Origin of the sequence: Prevotella sp. oral taxon 376 (genome assembly GCF_003043945.1) — a bacterium.
GTDB lineage: Bacteria > Bacteroidota > Bacteroidia > Bacteroidales > Bacteroidaceae > Prevotella.
Map to the genome: position 1 here is coordinate 564,644 of NZ_PYXG01000002.1, position 18,590 is coordinate 583,233.

Annotated in this window: 17 protein-coding genes; 12 read left to right on the forward strand and 5 right to left on the reverse strand. The window is 43.2% G+C overall.

Going from position 1 to position 18,590, the window contains the following annotated elements:
* Positions 1 to 23 precede the first annotated feature (23 nt).
* Positions 24 to 2,093, forward strand: a complete 2,070-nt coding sequence (locus C7120_RS11940; protein WP_107621960.1) for an OmpA family protein — start codon at positions 24 to 26, stop codon at positions 2,091 to 2,093.
* A gap of 136 nt (positions 2,094 to 2,229) precedes the next feature.
* On the opposite strand, the gene C7120_RS11945 is transcribed toward C7120_RS11940, so the two are convergent.
* Positions 2,230 to 4,164 carry a hypothetical protein gene (locus tag C7120_RS11945; protein WP_107621877.1) on the reverse strand — a complete coding sequence of 645 codons (1,935 nt, stop codon included), beginning with the start codon at positions 4,162 to 4,164 and terminating at the stop codon, positions 2,230 to 2,232.
* Positions 4,165 to 4,624: 460 nt separating this feature from the next.
* Between C7120_RS11945 and C7120_RS11950 the strand changes: the two genes are divergently transcribed.
* The 6 genes from C7120_RS11950 to C7120_RS11975 all read left to right on the forward strand — a co-directional run bounded on the left by C7120_RS11950 (position 4,625) and on the right by C7120_RS11975 (position 9,101).
* Entirely contained in the window at positions 4,625 to 4,933 is a 309-nt protein-coding gene (locus C7120_RS11950) for a DUF3853 family protein (RefSeq protein WP_107621878.1), read from the forward strand.
* Positions 4,930 to 5,979 (forward strand): AAA family ATPase, encoded by a 1,050-nt coding sequence (locus tag C7120_RS11955; RefSeq protein ID WP_107621879.1) that lies wholly within the window; start codon positions 4,930 to 4,932, stop codon positions 5,977 to 5,979. Before C7120_RS11950 ends, C7120_RS11955 begins: the two co-directional genes overlap by 4 nt.
* Before the next feature lie 180 nt (positions 5,980 to 6,159).
* Entirely contained in the window at positions 6,160 to 7,050 is an 891-nt protein-coding gene (locus tag C7120_RS11960) for a toprim domain-containing protein (protein ID WP_107621880.1), read from the forward strand.
* Between the two features lie 102 nt (positions 7,051 to 7,152).
* On the forward strand, positions 7,153 to 7,500 hold the full coding sequence (gene mobC, locus C7120_RS11965; protein ID WP_088439464.1) for a plasmid mobilization relaxosome protein MobC: 348 nt from the start codon (positions 7,153 to 7,155) through the stop codon (positions 7,498 to 7,500).
* Positions 7,497 to 8,420 carry a relaxase/mobilization nuclease domain-containing protein gene (locus C7120_RS11970; RefSeq protein WP_107621881.1) on the forward strand — a complete coding sequence of 308 codons (924 nt, stop codon included), beginning with the start codon at positions 7,497 to 7,499 and terminating at the stop codon, positions 8,418 to 8,420. Before mobC ends, C7120_RS11970 begins: the two co-directional genes overlap by 4 nt.
* A gap of 21 nt (positions 8,421 to 8,441) precedes the next feature.
* Positions 8,442 to 9,101, forward strand: a complete 660-nt coding sequence (locus C7120_RS11975) for a hypothetical protein (RefSeq protein WP_107621882.1) — start codon at positions 8,442 to 8,444, stop codon at positions 9,099 to 9,101.
* Between the two features lie 290 nt (positions 9,102 to 9,391).
* Here the strand turns inward: C7120_RS11975 and C7120_RS11980 are convergent, their stop codons facing one another.
* The 4 genes from C7120_RS11980 to C7120_RS12000 all read right to left on the reverse strand — a co-directional run bounded on the left by C7120_RS11980 (position 9,392) and on the right by C7120_RS12000 (position 15,392).
* Complete coding sequence (locus C7120_RS11980; protein WP_233247101.1) at positions 9,392 to 10,930, reverse strand: hypothetical protein; 1,539 nt, start codon at positions 10,928 to 10,930, stop codon at positions 9,392 to 9,394.
* A 381-nt stretch (positions 10,931 to 11,311) separates the two neighbouring features.
* Positions 11,312 to 12,568: a MobV family relaxase gene (mobV, locus tag C7120_RS11985; RefSeq protein ID WP_107621883.1), complete on the reverse strand. Its 1,257-nt coding sequence runs from the start codon at positions 12,566 to 12,568 to the stop codon at positions 11,312 to 11,314.
* Positions 12,569 to 12,898: 330 nt separating this feature from the next.
* On the reverse strand, positions 12,899 to 13,840 hold the full coding sequence (locus C7120_RS11995) for a toprim domain-containing protein (RefSeq protein WP_107621884.1): 942 nt from the start codon (positions 13,838 to 13,840) through the stop codon (positions 12,899 to 12,901).
* A 364-nt stretch (positions 13,841 to 14,204) separates the two neighbouring features.
* Positions 14,205 to 15,392, reverse strand: a complete 1,188-nt coding sequence (locus C7120_RS12000) for a VapE domain-containing protein (protein WP_004368355.1) — start codon at positions 15,390 to 15,392, stop codon at positions 14,205 to 14,207.
* Positions 15,393 to 15,871: 479 nt separating this feature from the next.
* Between C7120_RS12000 and C7120_RS12010 the strand changes: the two genes are divergently transcribed.
* The 5 genes from C7120_RS12010 to C7120_RS12030 all read left to right on the forward strand — a co-directional run bounded on the left by C7120_RS12010 (position 15,872) and on the right by C7120_RS12030 (position 18,550).
* Complete coding sequence (locus tag C7120_RS12010) at positions 15,872 to 16,150, forward strand: helix-turn-helix domain-containing protein (protein WP_004368356.1); 279 nt, start codon at positions 15,872 to 15,874, stop codon at positions 16,148 to 16,150.
* A gap of 6 nt (positions 16,151 to 16,156) precedes the next feature.
* The gene (locus tag C7120_RS12015; RefSeq protein WP_004368357.1) at positions 16,157 to 16,459 is read left to right on the forward strand and encodes a helix-turn-helix domain-containing protein; all 303 of its coding nucleotides are present in this window, start codon (positions 16,157 to 16,159) and stop codon (positions 16,457 to 16,459) included.
* A gap of 178 nt (positions 16,460 to 16,637) precedes the next feature.
* Positions 16,638 to 17,105 (forward strand): GNAT family N-acetyltransferase, encoded by a 468-nt coding sequence (locus C7120_RS12020; RefSeq protein WP_233247102.1) that lies wholly within the window; start codon positions 16,638 to 16,640, stop codon positions 17,103 to 17,105.
* Positions 17,106 to 17,209: 104 nt separating this feature from the next.
* The gene (locus tag C7120_RS12025) at positions 17,210 to 17,827 is read left to right on the forward strand and encodes a DNA alkylation repair protein (RefSeq protein ID WP_004368359.1); all 618 of its coding nucleotides are present in this window, start codon (positions 17,210 to 17,212) and stop codon (positions 17,825 to 17,827) included.
* Between the two features lie 84 nt (positions 17,828 to 17,911).
* Positions 17,912 to 18,550: a sister chromatid cohesion protein PDS5 gene (locus C7120_RS12030; protein WP_107621885.1), complete on the forward strand. Its 639-nt coding sequence runs from the start codon at positions 17,912 to 17,914 to the stop codon at positions 18,548 to 18,550.
* Positions 18,551 to 18,590 lie beyond the last annotated feature (40 nt).

Below are 18,590 nucleotides of genomic sequence, written 5' to 3' on the forward strand. Positions count from 1 at the left end.
CGTTATACAAGAAAGAACAAAAGATGCGTAGAAGCCTCTATATATACGGTTTGCTGATTGCGCTGACGCTCCTGACAGGGTGCAGCATCGAGCGAAATATCAAGAAAGGTGAGAAAAGTCTGGCCCTGGGCGAATATTATGATGCGGGAGAATACTTCCGCAAAGCCTATCAGGCCACCCCGCCAAAAGAACGAGACCGACGGGGAATGCTCGCACAGAAAATCGCACAATGCTATGGGAAGATCAACCAGCACCAGCGTGCCGTCGGAGCCTATAGGAATGCCATCCGATACAACAAGGCCAATATCGACGACCACCTGTCGTTAGCCCAACAACTCATGAAAAACGGCTCCTACAAAGAGGCGGCCGACGAGTTCCAATTTGTGGCCGACTCCCTACCCGGCAACCAACTGGCAAAGACCGGACTGCAGGCTGCCAAGAATGCCAAGCAAGTGAAAGAACTCGGTTCACGCTACACCGTGAAACGCATGGCGATATTCAATTCCCGACGAGCTGACTACTCTCCGATGCTCGCAGGCGACGAATACAACCGCCTCTACTTTACAAGTACACGCAATGAAGCCGCAGGCGATGAACTAAGCGGTATTACCGGAGCCAAGAACGGAGACATCTTCATCTCGGAAAAAGACGACAAAGGCAAATGGGGCAAGCCCGAACCGGTAAGCGGAGGACTGAACACTGCCTACGACGAGGGAGCCTGCTGCTTTTCCCCTGACCAACGCGAGATGTATCTAACGCTGTGCACAACCGATCCCAGCGCACCTCGCTATGCACAAATCGTAACTTCCAGCCGATCCGATGCGGCTTGGGGAAAGGCAAACGAACTGCAACTCACACGCGACACGCTATCAAGCTATGCCCATCCGGCCGTCTCTCCCGACGGACAGTGGCTGTATTTCGCTTCCGACATGCCTGGCGGCATGGGCGGTCTTGACATCTGGCGGGTAAGGCTCACATCGGCAGGAGTGGCCGGAGTAGAGAACTTGGGAAGTCCCATCAACACCGAAGGCGATGAGGAATTTCCCACTTTCCGGCCGAACGGAGACCTCTATTTCTCCAGCAACGGACATGGAGGACTGGGCGGGCTCGACATCTATATTGCCAAGGTCAACCGTGAAGGACGATATGAACTCGAGCATCCCGGATACCCGCTCAACTCTCAGGGCGACGACTTCGGCATGACTTTCGAGGGCCCGCACAATCGAGGATACTTCTCGTCAAACAGAGGAGACGGCAGAGGATGGGATCACATCTTCGCCTTCGAGAACCCCGAAATCGTCAATACCGTCAAGGGTTGGGTGTATGAAATCGACGGATACGAGCTCCCCCAGGCACAAGTCTACATCGTGGGAAACGACGGAACCAACCAGAAACTTAGCGTGCATCGAGACGGCTCGTTCACGCAGGTAGTAAAACCGGGCGTAGACTATATCTTTCTGGCTACCTGCAAGGGCTTCCTGAACCATAAGGAAGAAGTGAGCGTGAGGAAGACCGAAGAGTCGGATGAGACCGTCCTGCAGTTCCCGTTGGCAAATATCTCGGCACCCGTACTTATCGACAACATCTTCTACGACTTCGACAAGGCCACCTTAAGGCCGGAATCCCAGACCGCGCTCGACGAGCTCGTGAGCCTTCTCAACCAGAATCCGAATGTAACGATAGAGCTAAGTGCCCATGCAGACTATAAGGGTTCGGCAGAATACAACAAGGTCCTCTCGCAGCGGCGGGCAGAGTCGGTGGTCAATTATCTTATCGACAAAGGCATTACGAAAGACCGCCTGACCCCAAAGGGATATGGAAAGGAGAAACCCAAGACCATCAACAAGAAGACTGCCGCCAAATATCCTTGGCTCAAGGAGGGAGATGTATTGACCGAAGAATTTATCAAACAGCAGAAGGATGAGGAGCAGGAGACCTGTAACCAACTGAACCGCCGGACGGAATTCACCGTATTGCGCACCACCTACGGCCTGTTCGACGAGAACGGACAACTCAAAAAGCAGCCCCAGACCAGAAAGAAAAGCCTAGAGACAAAAGACGAAGAGGAAGGCACAAACTTCATCTTCAACTAATCAGCGGTACCTCTCTCTCCGCAAACAGGGGTGTAAATCAACGAGTTACGTGATTTACACCCTTTATTACACCCAAAAAAACTTCGGAGAAACAATATTTACTGATTGCATAGAAAATCCCTCAAAGGATTTTTGTTTAAGATTGTGGATTATAGGTTTCAGGATTTATTGGAAAATTAAAATCTTTGGCATACTCCTCATCAATATGCTTAGAACCTCCAATAATCACCATAGGCTTATCTGTATTCACTTTATCTGCAAGAGATTCATTTAGAAACTGTTCTAGCAAATCAAGTTCATCATGAAATGTACTATGATTAGTATTAATAATCTTTCGCATGTCAAGATAAGATAAAAATTCATCTTCTGATTCAACAAAGTCAGCAACAACCATCAAGTCAAATAATGACACAACCCATGTATCACGGAAGCGTTCCTCCATCAAACTGGCAGCCACAAGTTTATCCATCTGTCCCAACAACGAAGAATAATGCTGAAAGGTTACAGCTATCTTGTATATTGGTTTTGTCTTGTTAATTAAAACTGTCCCTTGTTGTGTGCCAAATATAGGTTCTGTTGAGTTATTGATAAAATCAACTGACCTGCAGCATTGTTTACATGCCTCAGCTACAGATGCCTTGAATTTGTACTTGGCTCCATCCAACCTAACTCTGTCCTTATAAGAAAGTTCATGGGCTTTAACTTCTATAATATAGACGGCCTTATCTGAAACGCCAAGAATATCTAGTTCTAAATTCTTTTCTACCTCATTCTCTACTATCTTGTAATGTACAGAAGAATAAAATGTGACATCTGATAGAAATGACTCCATAACAGACTTTACTTTATTCTCAATATAAACGTCTCGGCTAATCGGACTTGTGTTCTGCTGGAATTTCTTCTGGTAATAGGCTCCATCGCGCATCATAAGCTTTTCTGCAATCAAGAACAGATTTCTATGAGGAATCATAGGAGTAAAGCAATAATATTTATCATCATCTTTAACGAACGGCTTCTCAAAAATACTATGACCATTCATAATACTGCCTTTGAACTCGCTTTCTACAAGAAAAGCAGAATTATCACCAAATTTCATAGAAAGAGAATCTAGGATTCTTGTCTCCACCTCGCTTTGAGGATAGACCCAAAATATCATATCAGATCCTCTATAATCATCTGGTTGATACATAAGGAATTGCATGCCATTTTCCGTATGCGGTACATCTGGGTTTGCTTCAAAGAACGCACCAAATATACCTTTTGAGAAATCTTTATTCTCTAATCTAGCTTCATTGCCAATAGGGCCAAAAGTCTTTTCTTCCCATTTCACCCACCGATCATGCATCTTTGTTGTACCATAGATAGTATCTTGGCTACATATCTTGCATATAACCCTATTTTCCAGATCCATAAAGAAATCAAATAGTTGGTCAACACTATAGCCGAATTGCTGTTGGTAAAAGGTCGTATGTGGGAAGAACATTTCTTTAAATACTTCATACACATGAACTTGATAACCATCACCACGAACAGCGATGGTATCCATATGAATCATCCAATCAATGGACTGCATAGGATCATCAACTAAAGGCATATCTTGATAGATATATGTCATAAACAAGGTCCTCAATCGATTTCTCAAATCTTTAACGACTTCATCTGTGGGGTTATCTATGCCATCATTTGGCATTGAAAGACCAAAGTTCATTGCATATTCCGCTATCACTTCAGCATTTTCGTCTAGATGCATCTCTGTGCCATTCATCTGTGCCATAAAATACTTTTCAAGATTGGGAAGGTTATCTAATAAATATAATCCAATGCTTCCAAGCAACTGCACAGAATCATATCTCCTGAAATAGCCCTCAATTGTCTCAATATGCTCTCTTAAAGTTGCATTGACAGTATCTTTATCCTTAAAGACCTCAAGCAAGCGCTTACCCATAGCGCGCATTTGGGCTTCAAATGTATAATCGCCTTTAATTGACGATTTTGCTATCGTTTTTTGTTTCTTCTGTTTAGGAGTAGGTTGTTGCCTTTTCCTTTTAAAGTGTTTGTTGCTCTTGTTCATCTTTAATTATTCTTTGAAAGGCATAATTCCAAAATGAAATAATCCTTTGGAAAAGATGCCTTATACGCCCCAACGTATCTTTATAATACTATGTTCAATCACTGATATTTCATAGGATTGTTGTTGTTTCACTTACAAAGGTAGAAACATTAATATAATAAAACGAAGAAAAGATGGAATTAATACTGATAGGATAATTTTTCTTATGAAAGGATACTAACATAATCTCTTAAGTAGTCAATGATGATTGGAAACGAATATCGTTTTACCCAAAACTATCCACTTTTTGAATATGTATTGAGCGTTTTTGATAGTCCTTGATTTCCTTGCATTTCCCTATACTTCTCGCTGTATCCCTACCTTTTGGAATAACATTAAAAGCTCTCTACTTTTGCATCGTCAGACCTGACTGAATGCCCTATGCGCAAGGGCGAGTTATTCATTTCAAAACAATTGGATTATGACGATAAACGAATTACTAGACAAGCCTGTTTGGCAGATGACTGGTGAAGAATTACTTTTCCTTGCACAACACGGTAATATATCCACGAGCAGGGAATCTACAAATGCTTCCACCAAAGAAGAAAAACGGTATGTGTACGGCTTAGCAGGCATTGCACGCCTCTTCGGGTGTAGTTTGCCTACAGCTAACCGTATAAAGCAGAGTGGTAAAATCAATCGTGCCATTACACAAGTTGGTCGTAAGATTATTGTTGATGCCGACCTTGCGCTGGAATTGGCAGGGCGAAAGATGGGAGGACGAGGATGAACACGACAGATTATGAAAATATTTGGAAAGCATCGCTCATTCACGTTAGGGACGAGTTCTCGCTTCCTCCAGTTGTACTGCAAGCAGGTGAAGCAATCATCGGTACGCTGGGCAACTTCAGTGTTTCGACAGGTAAGGCGAAAGCCAAGAAGACTTTCAATGTGAGTGCCATCGTTGCAGCAGCTCTTGTCAATGGGCAGGTGCTGGAATATAAAGCATCATTTCCTGAAAGTAAACGCACTATTCTTTACTTTGACACGGAACAAAGCCCTTATCATTGCCAACTCGTGATGCAGCGCATTCTGCGATTAGCAGGACTGCCGATTGATAGAGAACCCGAATATTTGAGATTTAGCCACCTTAGAGCCATTGCTGACCCTAATGAGCGCAGAGAAATCATCCGCTATGCAATTTACAACACGCCTAACGTGGGACTGGTAGTCATTGACGGCATTCGAGATTTGATGCTCGACATCAACAACTCCACAGAGGCAACCAAGTTGGTGGGTGACCTGATGCAGTGGACGAGCGAACAGAATATTCACATTCAGACCGTGCTTCACCTCAATAAAGGAGACGACAACGCACGAGGACATATCGGCACAGAACTCAACAACAAGGCAGAGACCGTCCTGCAAGTCACGAGGGACAACACGCTGCCCGAGCGAAGCATCGTTGCCCCTGCCATCATTCGTTCCAAGCCTTTCGACAAATTTGCTTTTCGGCTCAAGGAAATGGAAGATGAGGTGTGCGTTCCTGAAATCGACCAGACCTACACGGACAATGAGCGCAAACCTCACCGCTATTCTTACCACGAACTAAGCGACACGGAACATCGCAAAGCATTGACACAAGCCTTTTCTTTGCGTGAAGTCCTACCCTATGGCGAACTCATTGCAGCACTCAAAAAGGCTTATGCGGAGGTCGTAGGTCAATCTTATGGGCAAACCAAAATCAAAGAACTTCTACAATTTCTGCTCAATAAAGGTATGCTGATAAAGGAAGAACGAGGAAAATATCGGCTCAACCAAGACTATCTACCCTAAAACCTTTGGTCGGTCGGACACAGGCTATATATACCTGAACCAATCCGACCAAAGAGAAACGAGTTTGGTCGGTCGCAAATGGGTGCCTATAGTGTACAACCGTCCGACCAAACAAGAATCAACCAGCCTCCAAAAGAAAAAGGCTAGAGCAATTTCATTTCAACTTAAAACAGAATTACAATGGAAATACAAAATATCAAGCAAATTTCTATCACAGATTATTTGCAACAACAGGGCTATGCGCCAGCACGAGTACAAGGCATTCACTATTGGTACTACTCTCCGCTGCGCAATGAAAGCACACCATCCTTCAAAGTCAATACAGAGCGCAACCAGTGGTACGACTTCGGCTCGGGCGAACATGGCGACATCATCGACCTTGTATGCGCTTTACATCGTTGCACTATCAGCGAAGCCATCAGGCTTTTGAGTGGTGCTAAACAAGTAGCGCATCAAGAATTTTCTTTTGGCGGTGAAAGAAAAATCTCCGAGCGCAAATTGGAAATCCTATCTGCGCAACCGCTCTCCAATCCCTATTTGCTCCGCTATCTCGCAGCACGTTCTATTCCTCTTCCCGTAGCCAGCGCCTACTGCTCGGAAGTTCTATTCCAAAATATGAATCGGACATACTATGCCATTGGATTTGCAAACGATGCTTTGGGATGGGAAATCCGCAATATGTATTTCAAAGGATGTATCGCCCCGAAGGCAATTACAACTATTAGTAAAGCCACAGACGTTTTACAAATCTTCGAAGGGTTTATGGATTTTCTTTCGTGGCAAACGCTAAATCCTTCTTCAACCTGCGATACCATAGTTCTTAATTCTTTGGCTCTTTTACCACGCATACAAGAGAAGATAAAAAGCTACAAGCAAGTAGAAGGCTTTCTGGATAATGACGATGCCGGGCGTAAATCCTTTGCTGTTTTAAAGCAAATATGTCCGCAAATCGTTGATGGTTCTACACGCTACCAAGAGCACAAAGACCTTAACGAATGGCTCGTTGCTCAATCCAAAATCAAAGAGAAACAGGTGTTATTACCGACTACGAAACGTGGCATCAGAAGATAGTGTGTACTTGTGAAGCAAGTTTGTGTTTTGAGTATCTCAAAACCTACTTGCTCCTACCATTGGGAGGTAAAAATCCCGTTGGTCTCATCAAAAAATAAAAAAATGGAACAGAAGAATAAAGGTGGGCGACCCACCAAGACTTTATCAGAGAAACGAAGATACCAAGTGCTTCTCCGGCTTAATACGATGGAGTACTACACTTTATTGGGCAAAGCACGAGAAGCCTCTATTACTCGTACCGAGTTTTTGCGACAGCTCATCACAAAAGCAGAAGTCAAGGCACGCATCAAACCCGAAGAGATGCAACTCATCCGCACAGTCTCGGGTATGGCAAACAATCTCAATCAGATAGCCCATCGACTCAATGCCTTTGGTATTTATGCACTCAATGAAGACTTGAATGCACTCAAAGTCCTCATCCATGAACTCATCAAACGCTTGAAACCATGATAGCAAAGATTATTAAAGGCGCAGACTTCGGAGGAGTTATCAATTATATGCTTAGCAAAGAGAAAGGAAAAGCTAAGGTTTTAGCGAGTAATAACATTGGTTTTATCGACCAAAACCTATGCGCCGACGAGTTCACTCTGCAAGCCTCTATGCGCCCGAACGTGCAGAAGCCCGTCTGCCATACGATACTCTCGTTCTCTGCCAGCGATGCCGAGCGATTGACAGATGATGTGATGGTGAAGATTGCCAATGAGTATTTAGAGAAAATGGGCTACGGAGACACGCAGAGCCTTATCGTAAGGCACAGCGACCGTCTGCATCCGCACTTGCACATTTGCATCAATCGCATTGGCAATGATGGCAAGACCATCAGCGATCGCAATGAGAAATACCGCTCTACGAAGATTTGCCGAGAACTTTCCGAGCGCTACGGTTTGACACTTGGCGAAGGGAAAAAGGCGGTAAATCGCCACCGACTGCGAGGTGAAGACAAGTTGCGCTATGAGATATTCGATGGAATCAAAGCAGTTTTGCCCAAATCGAACAATTGGAAAGACTTTGTCACAGACTTAAACAAACAAGGCATTGCCACTCGTTTCAAGACGAAAGGCAATACGGATGTTGTGCAAGGTATCATCTTCGAGAAAGACGGTTGCAGTTTCAGTGGCTCAAAGATAGACCGCTCCTGTTCTTTCTCGCGCCTCAATGCAGAGATAGAGCGAAACATTCAACAGGCACAGCAACATCTATCGAAAGAGCCAATGGCACATTCGATAGATGAGAGCGGATTTGCAAGCGACTTATCCGATGCACTTGACGAAATCTTTACGATGCCGATGCCCAGCGGAGGCGTAGACGTTGATGAACTCCGATTCCAAAAGAAACTTCGCAACAGAGCCAACCGCAAACGTAGAATTTAATCATCTCAAAATGATAAATGTATGAACAACGAAATAGCACCAGTTCTCGATATTCTCGAAGAACTCAAACAAGAATGTAAAGCCATTAGTAAGGCGCAAGCAGAACTACGCACCACGCTTGCAGAACAGCCTACCAACTCAATAGCACCGCGCACTACAACGCAAGAAACCGTGCAAATTCATCTTTCCAAAGAGACGCAAGCCAAAATCAAGGAGCACCAACTTTTTGTTTTGGAGGCACTCTCGCAGTCGAGCAAGAAACTCGACCCGAAGTTTGAAACCTTGCAACAGCTCATCCGTGAGCAACAAAAGCCCGTAGAGTATAAGAGCTACTCGCTCTTTGCCAGCGTACAATTAGCCGAGCGCATGCTACTCCTGTTAGTTTGCGGGCTGGTCATGGTCAGTTGCTGGTTCTTCGCCATGGGAGCCAATCAACTGCAAACCGCCTCCGATTACGACCTCCGCTATCGCTATCTGCGCATGCAAGGCAAAGCCACAACTTTGGACTTCGCTCATCTCGATAGTATCTTCATAATGCATCGCAATCCCAAAGCCATTCAGCAGATGCAACAGAAGGTCATTGATTATGAGCAAGCCCTGCAACGGCAAGCGGAATTGTTGCTACAACAGGATCAAATCAAGCAAGAACAAAGAAAACTAAAGAGGCATTTGAAGAAATAGTGAACGCTCCAAGAAATTGTTTAGTGCAGTTTCTTGGAGTATCTTCGTTCAGTAGTTGGTTTTTATCCTTGTAGGTAAACTTATAGTTTACTATTGCATAAAACTTCAGTTTGATACACCCTCTTACCGTTAAACAGAATTACATAGATAGCCCAGTTGGTACAAACAAAGGCTGATTACTTGAAGATTTCCTCAATCTGACATATATCATGGTGATAGATAGTCAATAGAATGTGCGAATATACTTATGTCAATGTTATAGGAACGGCATAATGGTATTATATTGAATTTCATTCAGAGTTATTCATAATAATCTCTAACATATTTTTTTGATGACGGACCATATCTTCTACGTCCCATTCTAAGCCAAATGGACGTTCCTTCTCTTTGTCTTTAATACCGTTATTGTAATTGTCTTGGCATATCTGTAACATAATTCTGAACTTTAAGGAAGCAACACTCACCTGATTGGACTTTGTATCAAGATAGCGATTATTTTTATTAATTGGATTCAAGTTTGAGCCAGAACTATTTGCATCAGAACCTATCATGGCAAAATTGCCATAGCAGTTTATATCATGCGTACTAATTGGCATATTGTCTCCAGCCTTAGCTTGCGGATAATAATGCTCCAAACTTTTTCTAGTTCGAGAGAAATAGAAGCTATTGAAAGCATCCAACTCAAAACCACTACAACCTAATGAATTGAAAAAATCTTTTCGATTACGAGAATTCTTCTTTGCTTTGTTACCTCGCAGTTCAACAACATATTTCTTCCAAAGCTTATAATCAGTATAATTAAACACATACAAAGGTATATTGTATGACCCGAGAGGGTAAATACGATTGAAATCTCGATTCGTTTTCTCTAATTCAACGCTCAATTCACCATTATTAAAAATAGTCTCATCAAAACTATTTGGTTTCGGCTGATTTATATCGTTGAGTTTACTTGCATCGAGATACACATCAAAGAAATACTTATCAGCCAGTTTTCTTAAGAATTCCACATAATTATTAAGGTCACAATCCTCAAACAAGTGGTATAAACAATAGAACAGATAGTTTTTTCTTTGCTTAGGTGTGAAAGCGACTTCAAACATAGACAATAATTGAATAACCTCATTTTGTTGTGCCTTATTGTCCTCATACAAATCCTTTAGATAAGAAGCCTTACTACCTTTCTTGTAAAAATATTGCAACTTCCATGGATTCTCAATGGCTCTATCTTCGCCATTTGTGTGATGTATTACAAAGTTATCAAGAAAGTATTTAGCCAAAAGGAGATTGTATGCGAAGTCCTTAACAAACCCAGGAGTAAGATTTACTTTGTCAAACTCCTTAATTAGTTCTTTATCATCAAGCGTGAAACTCAAAGGATTAAAATCATCCTCGTTCCACGCTCTCGTGATTTTCAGTACAATTAACAGAAAATTCGGAAAATCTATTATGGGCTGGAAACGATCGTTTATGTCATCATCTTCCTTCTTTTCTATCTTTTTTATAGGTGTATTTAAAAGATCTGAAATACTTTTCATCCCCAATGATAAAGATGAATCCACATTAGAATTCGGAAAGTCGTTGAAAGATTCTATATCAAAACTGCCCATTGTTTTACCAAAGACACTTGTCATCCCAGGAAGCTTCTGCTGAACATAGAAACTCATGTCACTACAAGCCTCCCATATACGACTAAACTTCTCCATAGCTTCTTCATTGCCAATTAGTTGCTCACAGAGTTTGGCTTTTACTATTTCGTGCTTTTCTAACTGCTCACCGCGAGAGTTCATAACTTCAAAATAGTGATTCAAATCTACGTCTTTCGGCACACAATAATGGATGATATGCACCTTGTCCAAAAAAAAAGACTTAAAAGATTCAATATCAGCATTCTTGTCACCGACAATCTCGTTGAGTGCTTCCTTTGCATAATGGAAGCCATTAAGAATACCCAGACAGATTTTTTGTTTGCAAACTATCTTGTTGAAGAACAGAGTGTTACCATTTTAGAATAAATGTATGGGTAACGATTTAGAAATGAGCAGAGTGCTTTAAGGTACATTGTTTTGAATAGCCAAAGAACGCTCACTTTTACCATTTGCAAAGATACACATTTGCGAGGGAAAGTGAGCGTTCTTGCGTGATTTTCTTCCTGAAAAGTTTTGTCGAGACTGAATTACAACGATGAAAGAGAAAGGGGATTTTCGGTTTTACAGCCGTTGCGAGCGGTTACGATTGATAAGCTGTTTCCATTTCTGTTCGCACCAATCGGTAATGGGAAGCCCGTTGATAGTTAGAAGTGGTCGCTTCTTCTCATCCTTGATGATACGGATTTCGCTGTCCTCTTCCGTAAACTCTCTCTTGTACAGCCCCGAATAGGCTTTAGCCGTACCTCGCTGGGGAGTCTCCGTGCGATACATCTCCGCTATTCTGTCGTCAGAGAAATCCATCTTTCGGAGCATCAGACGAATGTTCAGCAATTGATAGAAGCCATTGAAAAAACGTTTTATCCAATTCCGCTCTTCCTCATAAACCTGCACGGTTTCTTTCAATTCGGCAATGGCTCTGTCCCTTCCCTTGACTGTGTCCTGCAAGAGAACGACTTCCTTTCGGATTTCATTCTTCTCCTTTTCCGAAAGATACCGCTGTCGTTCGGCTTCCTGTTCCAAGTCTGCAATACGCTTCTCTGCCTTGTCGAGTTCGGAGTTGCCAAAGAGGGAGTACAGCGTACCTTTCATTCGGAGCTTACCTGCCTGCTTCTCCAATTCCTTTATCTTGGCTGTGAGTTCTGCTTCTTGGACTTTCTTCTCCTTCGTGGATTTGAGGATTTCCTTGTAATACTCCATCGTGGTGCGGTGCTTGGCTTCCGAACCGTGTACGCCCCGTTCCAATCCGAACCGTTGCATTCGCTTGGCATAACTCGTCTGATAGTCTTCCAACTTTTTGGGCGTGAGCACATCATCTGCACAAAGTCGTACCTTATTCTTCTTTGTCTTGTACTTCCGCTTGCCGTTCTTGGCTTCCTCTTTGGCTTTCCGTCTTTCACCCGTGACAATCGGGACAACTGTGGCGTGAATATGAGGTGTGTCCTCATCTGCGTGCAGTGTGGCTGCGACCACATTGTCCGCCCCGAAAGTGGTGCGAAGCCAATCCATCGTTTCATTGCACCATTCGTACAGGCGTCCTTCTTGCTCTATGCGAGCCATATCCTCCGGTGAACTTGACAGGATAAAGCGTAAGGCTTTGACTTGGTTCTGTGCCACCTTTCGGTAGATACCTGCCGTGGCGATGCGATGCTCTATCGCTTCGGTACGGTTAGTTACATTTGCAGGGAATTGCACCAGCTCTCGATTGAGGTGTGTGCGGGAGGAATCGACGTTACTCGGCATGAATGTACGCGCTATGTGTGCGGTCATTGCCGAGTCGTTTCCTCTCGCCTTGTCTATATGTAAAACGGCGTAGCCCATTGCTTGAAGATTGATTTAGGGGTATCCAAAGGGGCACCGCCCCTTGGCTCAGGAGGGTATTTTTAGCGATAACGGAGTGCAGCGTAAAGAAAATACCCTAATGAGCTATGGCATTTTTCGAAATGTCCGCTCCGCCCTGCTCGTGCTTCTTTCTTGTTGCGTTGCATCCTGTGAATGCCTGCACGCTTTGTTTCTAAGTTTTGCTCTGCAAACTTGCTGTTCTGAGGAACTGCCGTAGCTATCGAAACAAAGCCGTTTATTCGCATACATTTTATTTTCTGCATCTTTGAATACCTGATGATAGAATAATGTTGTTTGCTCTCTTTTGCCTTATCGTCTAAGTCCTCGTTTGCGAGGTGGTATCACCTGCTTTAGTTCTGTTCTTTGGGCAACGTGGTACTCATTGAGGTCTTTGTATCGGGCATAGTATTGGCTCATATCCTCCACACTGATGCCTGCCGATTGTAAAGATTTGAGGGCTTGTCGTCCTGCTTGGTCGTTGTCAAGGAAAGCTCGAACAGAGTCGATGCCGTTCTCGTGGAGATAGGCGATGGCTCGTGGAAGATTGCTGACGGAGTTCAGTACAAGGCAAGGTGCAGTTTCTTTCCCTTTCATCGTGAGATAGGAAAGGAAGTCCATACCCCCCTCAAAGATACAGAGAGGAGCGTTGCTCGCTTCTCCTGCAATCAGAGAAATATCCTTTGGAGCTATTGTGCCCTTGAATGTCTTGTCGTCTCGGAGTTCATATCCTCCTGCACGGTTGGCAAAGCCGATGGCAGAATACTCTCGTCCTCCTACTTCGTAGCGAATATGGCGGAGATAAGGGCTTGCCACGGCAAGGTCTATCTTGCGCACCTCTTGGAGATAGTTCTGCAAGTGCAGGGGCAATGCTTCGCTGATGAAGAGAATACGCCTTGCATTACTTGGTTGCTGTTCATCTCTTATCTGCTTCATGTGAGTTTCACAATGAAAGGGAGAGGGTGCGAGGGGTGTTGCTTTCCCTTCGGCAAGATGCGCCATTGCTTCGTAGGCACTGCTTCCTTGCATCTGCATCACAAGGTCGATGATGCTTCCACCTTGGTTTGTCCCATAGTCGTGCCACAGGTTTTGCCGAAAGTCCACTTTCAGGCTGGCGTTGGGGTCTTCTCGGTAGGGAGCGTGATAGAGGGCGTAGCCGTTGTAACGCTTCGCAGGCTCGATGCCACAAGCGTGCAGGTAGTCGGCTATCGGTATTGCCTTGATGTATTGTAGGTCGTAATATTCGTTATTCATTGCTGTTATCTTTGGATTTGGGTTATTCATTTGTTCGTTATCTCATTATTCGCTCTGTTTTCTCTTTTTGGAATTTTCCCCTTTTCTTCTTACTACACTTCGACACTCGGATAAGTAATTGACAGTGAAAGAGAAAAGTGTAACACTTCATTCTATTTTGTCCTTCTACACCTCCTGTCTACATCTTTTCTCATTCCTTCTGCCATAGAAGCGTAGAAAGATGGTAGTAAGCCGTGTCGCAAGATGAAGACCTTCTGCAATCCTTTCTCTTTCACTGTATTATCCTTAGTTGTAGTAACGTAGTAAGGAGAATAGGAAAGAAAAGAGAAAGAAGTATTGCAAAGGAGGTGATAACAACAGGGTGCTATGGCGGTTGCTCGGGGTAAATCTTACGGACGGCATAGACATATACGGGATTGCCGTTTATCCTGCGACACTCTCTCGTATAACCGGCCTTTCGCAAGGCTTCCCCCATCCGCTTGGCGGAGAGGGATTGTCGGGTATAGCAGGAGAGGTAACCCACTATCTCCGAATTGGTCATATAGAAGCGTTTCGTTGCCGTCTCCACTTCCGTGGGAAAGGTAAAATAGCGAAGCAATAATTCCATCTCTGTCGTATAGACTTGGAAGGCTTCGCTGTTTCTATGCAATTCAATAATTTCTTCATCATTGAACCAATAGCGAAACCCTTCATTCAATCGTGTCTTGGCTTCGCTGTAAACGGCATCCATCGGAATGCTCTTGGCTCTGTCTATCTCTATCTCCAGCACCTCAAAAGGCAGGAATCGTCTGCTTCCTGTCGGGTCGGTGAGGAAATCGTTGCCATTGACCGAAGCCACGAAGCTCGCCAAGTGCGGTCGCTCTTCGATGTGCTTTTCATAAGGCATACGATACTTTACCTGTGGACAGGTAATGAGGTTCTTCAGTTCGTTCTCGTCCCGCTTGTTGAGGGCTTTGAGTTGGTCGTCAATGTTGATGATGAGGTTTTGCCCGATAAGGCTCAGCACGTCCTTTTCCTGCGGGTAAATCTTTCCCGTATAGCGGTAATCGGATAGAGCTGGTGGACAGAGCAAATCAAGGAACGTGGTTTTGAACTTGCCCTGCTCTCCTGTCAGCACAAGGCAGGTGTGATTGCGACACTGCTTGTCGTCCATTGCATTGGCGACCACTGCCACCAGCCACTTGGTGAGGTATTCTTTCCATTTCTCGGGATTGGTTACGCTCACGCAGTCGGCAAGGGCGGTGATAGCCGTATTCCCTTTCGTCAGCGGTAACGCTTGGAAATAGGCTTGTACGGGATTGACACGTGGGGAGAAATCGCTTTCAATGATGCTGTACAGATTCTCGGGTGAGGTCTGTACATCGGCTTCCTTGTCCAATGCTCGTTTGAGGGTATTGATGCGGTAGCGGTCTATGGCTGTATAATCACCCGTTCCTCGTGGACAGTACTCCGCTCGGTGCAACACGGTGTTGTACCGAAACTCATAGCGAGCCGAAAGAAATTCTTCTATTTGAGCGTTCTTGGAGGGGTTGTCCTTCTCTTCTTTTTTCATTGTTCGTACTTCTTCTATTTGCTTGGTTTTGAACTTTCATCCGAAAAAGGATGCTAAAACCAAATTAGAGAGCCGACTCCATACCGCCAAGGTTTGCGAGTTTGTTGCTTCGAGATACACAAGAATGCTCCGAAAACAGGAGCGAAAAACAGGAGCTGTCAGAACTAAAAGGCTCAAAAAGAGAGAACAGAGAGGATAATGGCTCTATAAGCGACTTCGTCGGATTGCTACCGTCTGCATCCTTTTTCTTTGGGGAGAGAAGGGGCGTGTGTATTCATTGTTAATGAGAGCCATTTTATACCGTATCAAAGCCACAAGTACGCACTTAGAAAAAGTGGGTGGAATAGGTGTTTTACGCTTGTACATTTGCCTGTGATTTCCTTGTGTTTCCTTTGATTTCATCAGGTCTGGAAACAAGGATTTTGCCTGCGTATATTTGCACCAAACGAAGTAGAAATAACAATTAAAACGATATTGATATGAGATTTACAGCCATTGACACCTCCGCTTGGGAGGAACTGAAAGAGAGCATTGTAGAACTCACCGACTGTTTCAACGAGTACTTTGCTCCACCTGCTGAATTACCTGACCTGTTACACAACGGAGATGTGTGTCGAATACTGAACATCAGCAAACGGACACTGCAACATTACCGAGATACATCGGTGTTGCCCTTTATCCAAATCGGGCATAAGTGCTATTACAAACGTGAGGACGTGGAAGCTCTCCTTGCAAAGTCTAATCCTCATAAAAACTAAACGACTATGGAATACGAAACAATCAACAAGGAAACGCCCGAGATGAAACAACTCATTTCGAGCATTCAAGAAGTGAGCAAACGTATGCGAGAGATTGCCCAAACGCATCGTCCGCTCTTCGGGGGCGAAATCTACCTCACGGGACGAGAGGTTTGTGAACATCTTTTCGTCAGCCCTCGCACCTTGCAGGACTATCGGGACAAGGGGATTATACCCTATACCCAAATAGCAGGCAAGATACTCTACCGTCTCTCTGACATCAACCGTCTGCTGCAAGAAAACTACATAAACAGAAGCCTGTATCGATGACGGTACAGGCTTTCTTTTCTCTTATTGCTCCATAATAATATCCAATCGTATGTGTTAAATGCTCAAATTTCCTTGTTGGAATTTATAAAAACAGATACCTTTGTTGTAGAGCATATTACGTGTATAAAATCATCTATATCATACCAATAACATGGAAATAAATTTTGAAGCAGTAAATATGAAACTGCAAGAAAAGAAAACCTTAGAAGAGCAAGAGAGAAAGCTCCTTCTACAGTTATGGAATGATGAGTATCCTATTATCATATCGCATAGTTCGTTGCAGAGTTTTAATCGTTACTTAGATAGTTTAGAAAATGTCGTGCACTATTTATTGATGGACTTGTCGCACAATGATATAATCAAAGGCTGGGCTTTTACATTTGATAGAGACAATCTTCGTTGGTTTGCTATTATACTATCTCCGACTATTCAAAAAAAAGGAATTGGACGTGCAATGCTGAAAGTCCTTATGACTAAGGAGAAATCATTAAATGCTTGGGTTATTGACCATGATAGGTATATGAAATCTAATGGGCAACCATATTTGTCGCCTTTGCCATTTTACTTAAAACTAGGATGTGAAGTATCAAAGAAAGAAGCATCAAAATCTGGAAACCTTTCCGTTGTCAGGATAAACTTTGAGTAGTATTATTAGGGAAATCCCAAAAGTTATCCGCTGAATTATTACTCATATTTCTATTGGTTGACCACTGTAATAAAGATTCAATCGCCTTTTTAAGCACATTAACAATGAAAAGTATAAGCAATATCCTTAATCATATTCTGCAAATTGAAAATGGTTTTAAGCACATCAATGATGGAGCTTCAGAAATAATGGAAATATATTCAAAAGAGCAATGTTTTGAACTTGCCCTCGAATTGTTCAAGCACGAAGCCTATCAAGCCCGAATGTTGGCAACATCTATATTGGGCAGATTGGCTGCAACGAATAATGATACACTTTGTTTTCTGAAAGAACAAGTAAGTACTGATAAAAATTGGCGCGTGCAGGAAATGCTTGCAAAGGCTTTCGATGAAGTTTGCAAACACAGAGGGTATGAAGTTTCTTTACCTCTCATAGAAGAATGGCTGAATGATAATAATCCGAATGTTATCCGTGCCGTAACGGAGGGATTGAGAATTTGGACAAGTCGCCCGTTCTTCAAAGAAAACCCATCAGTGACTATTGCTCTCATAGCTAAGCATAAGGAATCCGAAAGCGAATATCTTCGGAAATCCATTGGAAACGCTTTAAGGGATATAAGCAAGAAACACGCAGAATTGATACGGCAGGAAGTGCAACAATGGGATTTGTCCAATCCACGAATCCTGTTCACCTACAAACTTGCAGCTAAGTTGCTAAAATAGATATTACCATAGGAAATTGTACTATTCATCCAAGGAGTATAATGACGAACAAATAATTTATAGATAAATCAAATATCGCTTGTTATGGATAAACCGACAAATGCCGAAAAAGAATTTCTGGATAAGTTGAAATTGCTGACAAAGAGTAAAGAGAAATGGGAGGTTGCGATAGATGATGTAGCAAAAGGACTTTCAGAAAAATATTCATCTGCTGTAACAGCAAAAGTTTTGTGGCTTCTTGGCGAAATGGGGTTGAAATATCCTTTACGAGTGCAAGAATACATTGGCAAAATTGCCAACTATTTGGAAAACAACAACCCCAAACTACGGGAACGAGCAGTAAATGCAATAGGACGGATAGGTAGGGCAGATAAGAATTTTGTTCTTCCCTATTTAGACAAATTGATGAAAATGGTAGAAGATGAAGCCGATAATGTAAGACTGTCATTTATTTGGGCTTGTGAAAATATTGCAATGAATGCTCCAGAGTTGTTCTGTGAAAATCTAAAGCTCTTTTACGAATTGATGCAAGACAAGGCTGAAAGAGTGCGAATAGAGGCTCCTGAGATGTTTCGTGTTATGGGAAAGAGAAAACCTAAAGTAGTAGAGCCTTATTTGAATAAATTGCAATGGTTTGCTGATAATGACCAACATCCTGTCGTCCGTATTCATAGTGCGGGAGCAATTCGCATCACAGAGAAAGCATTGCAGGACTGTGTGTGATTATAACTTTTCATCCGAACTGTTATTAAACCAATATGGA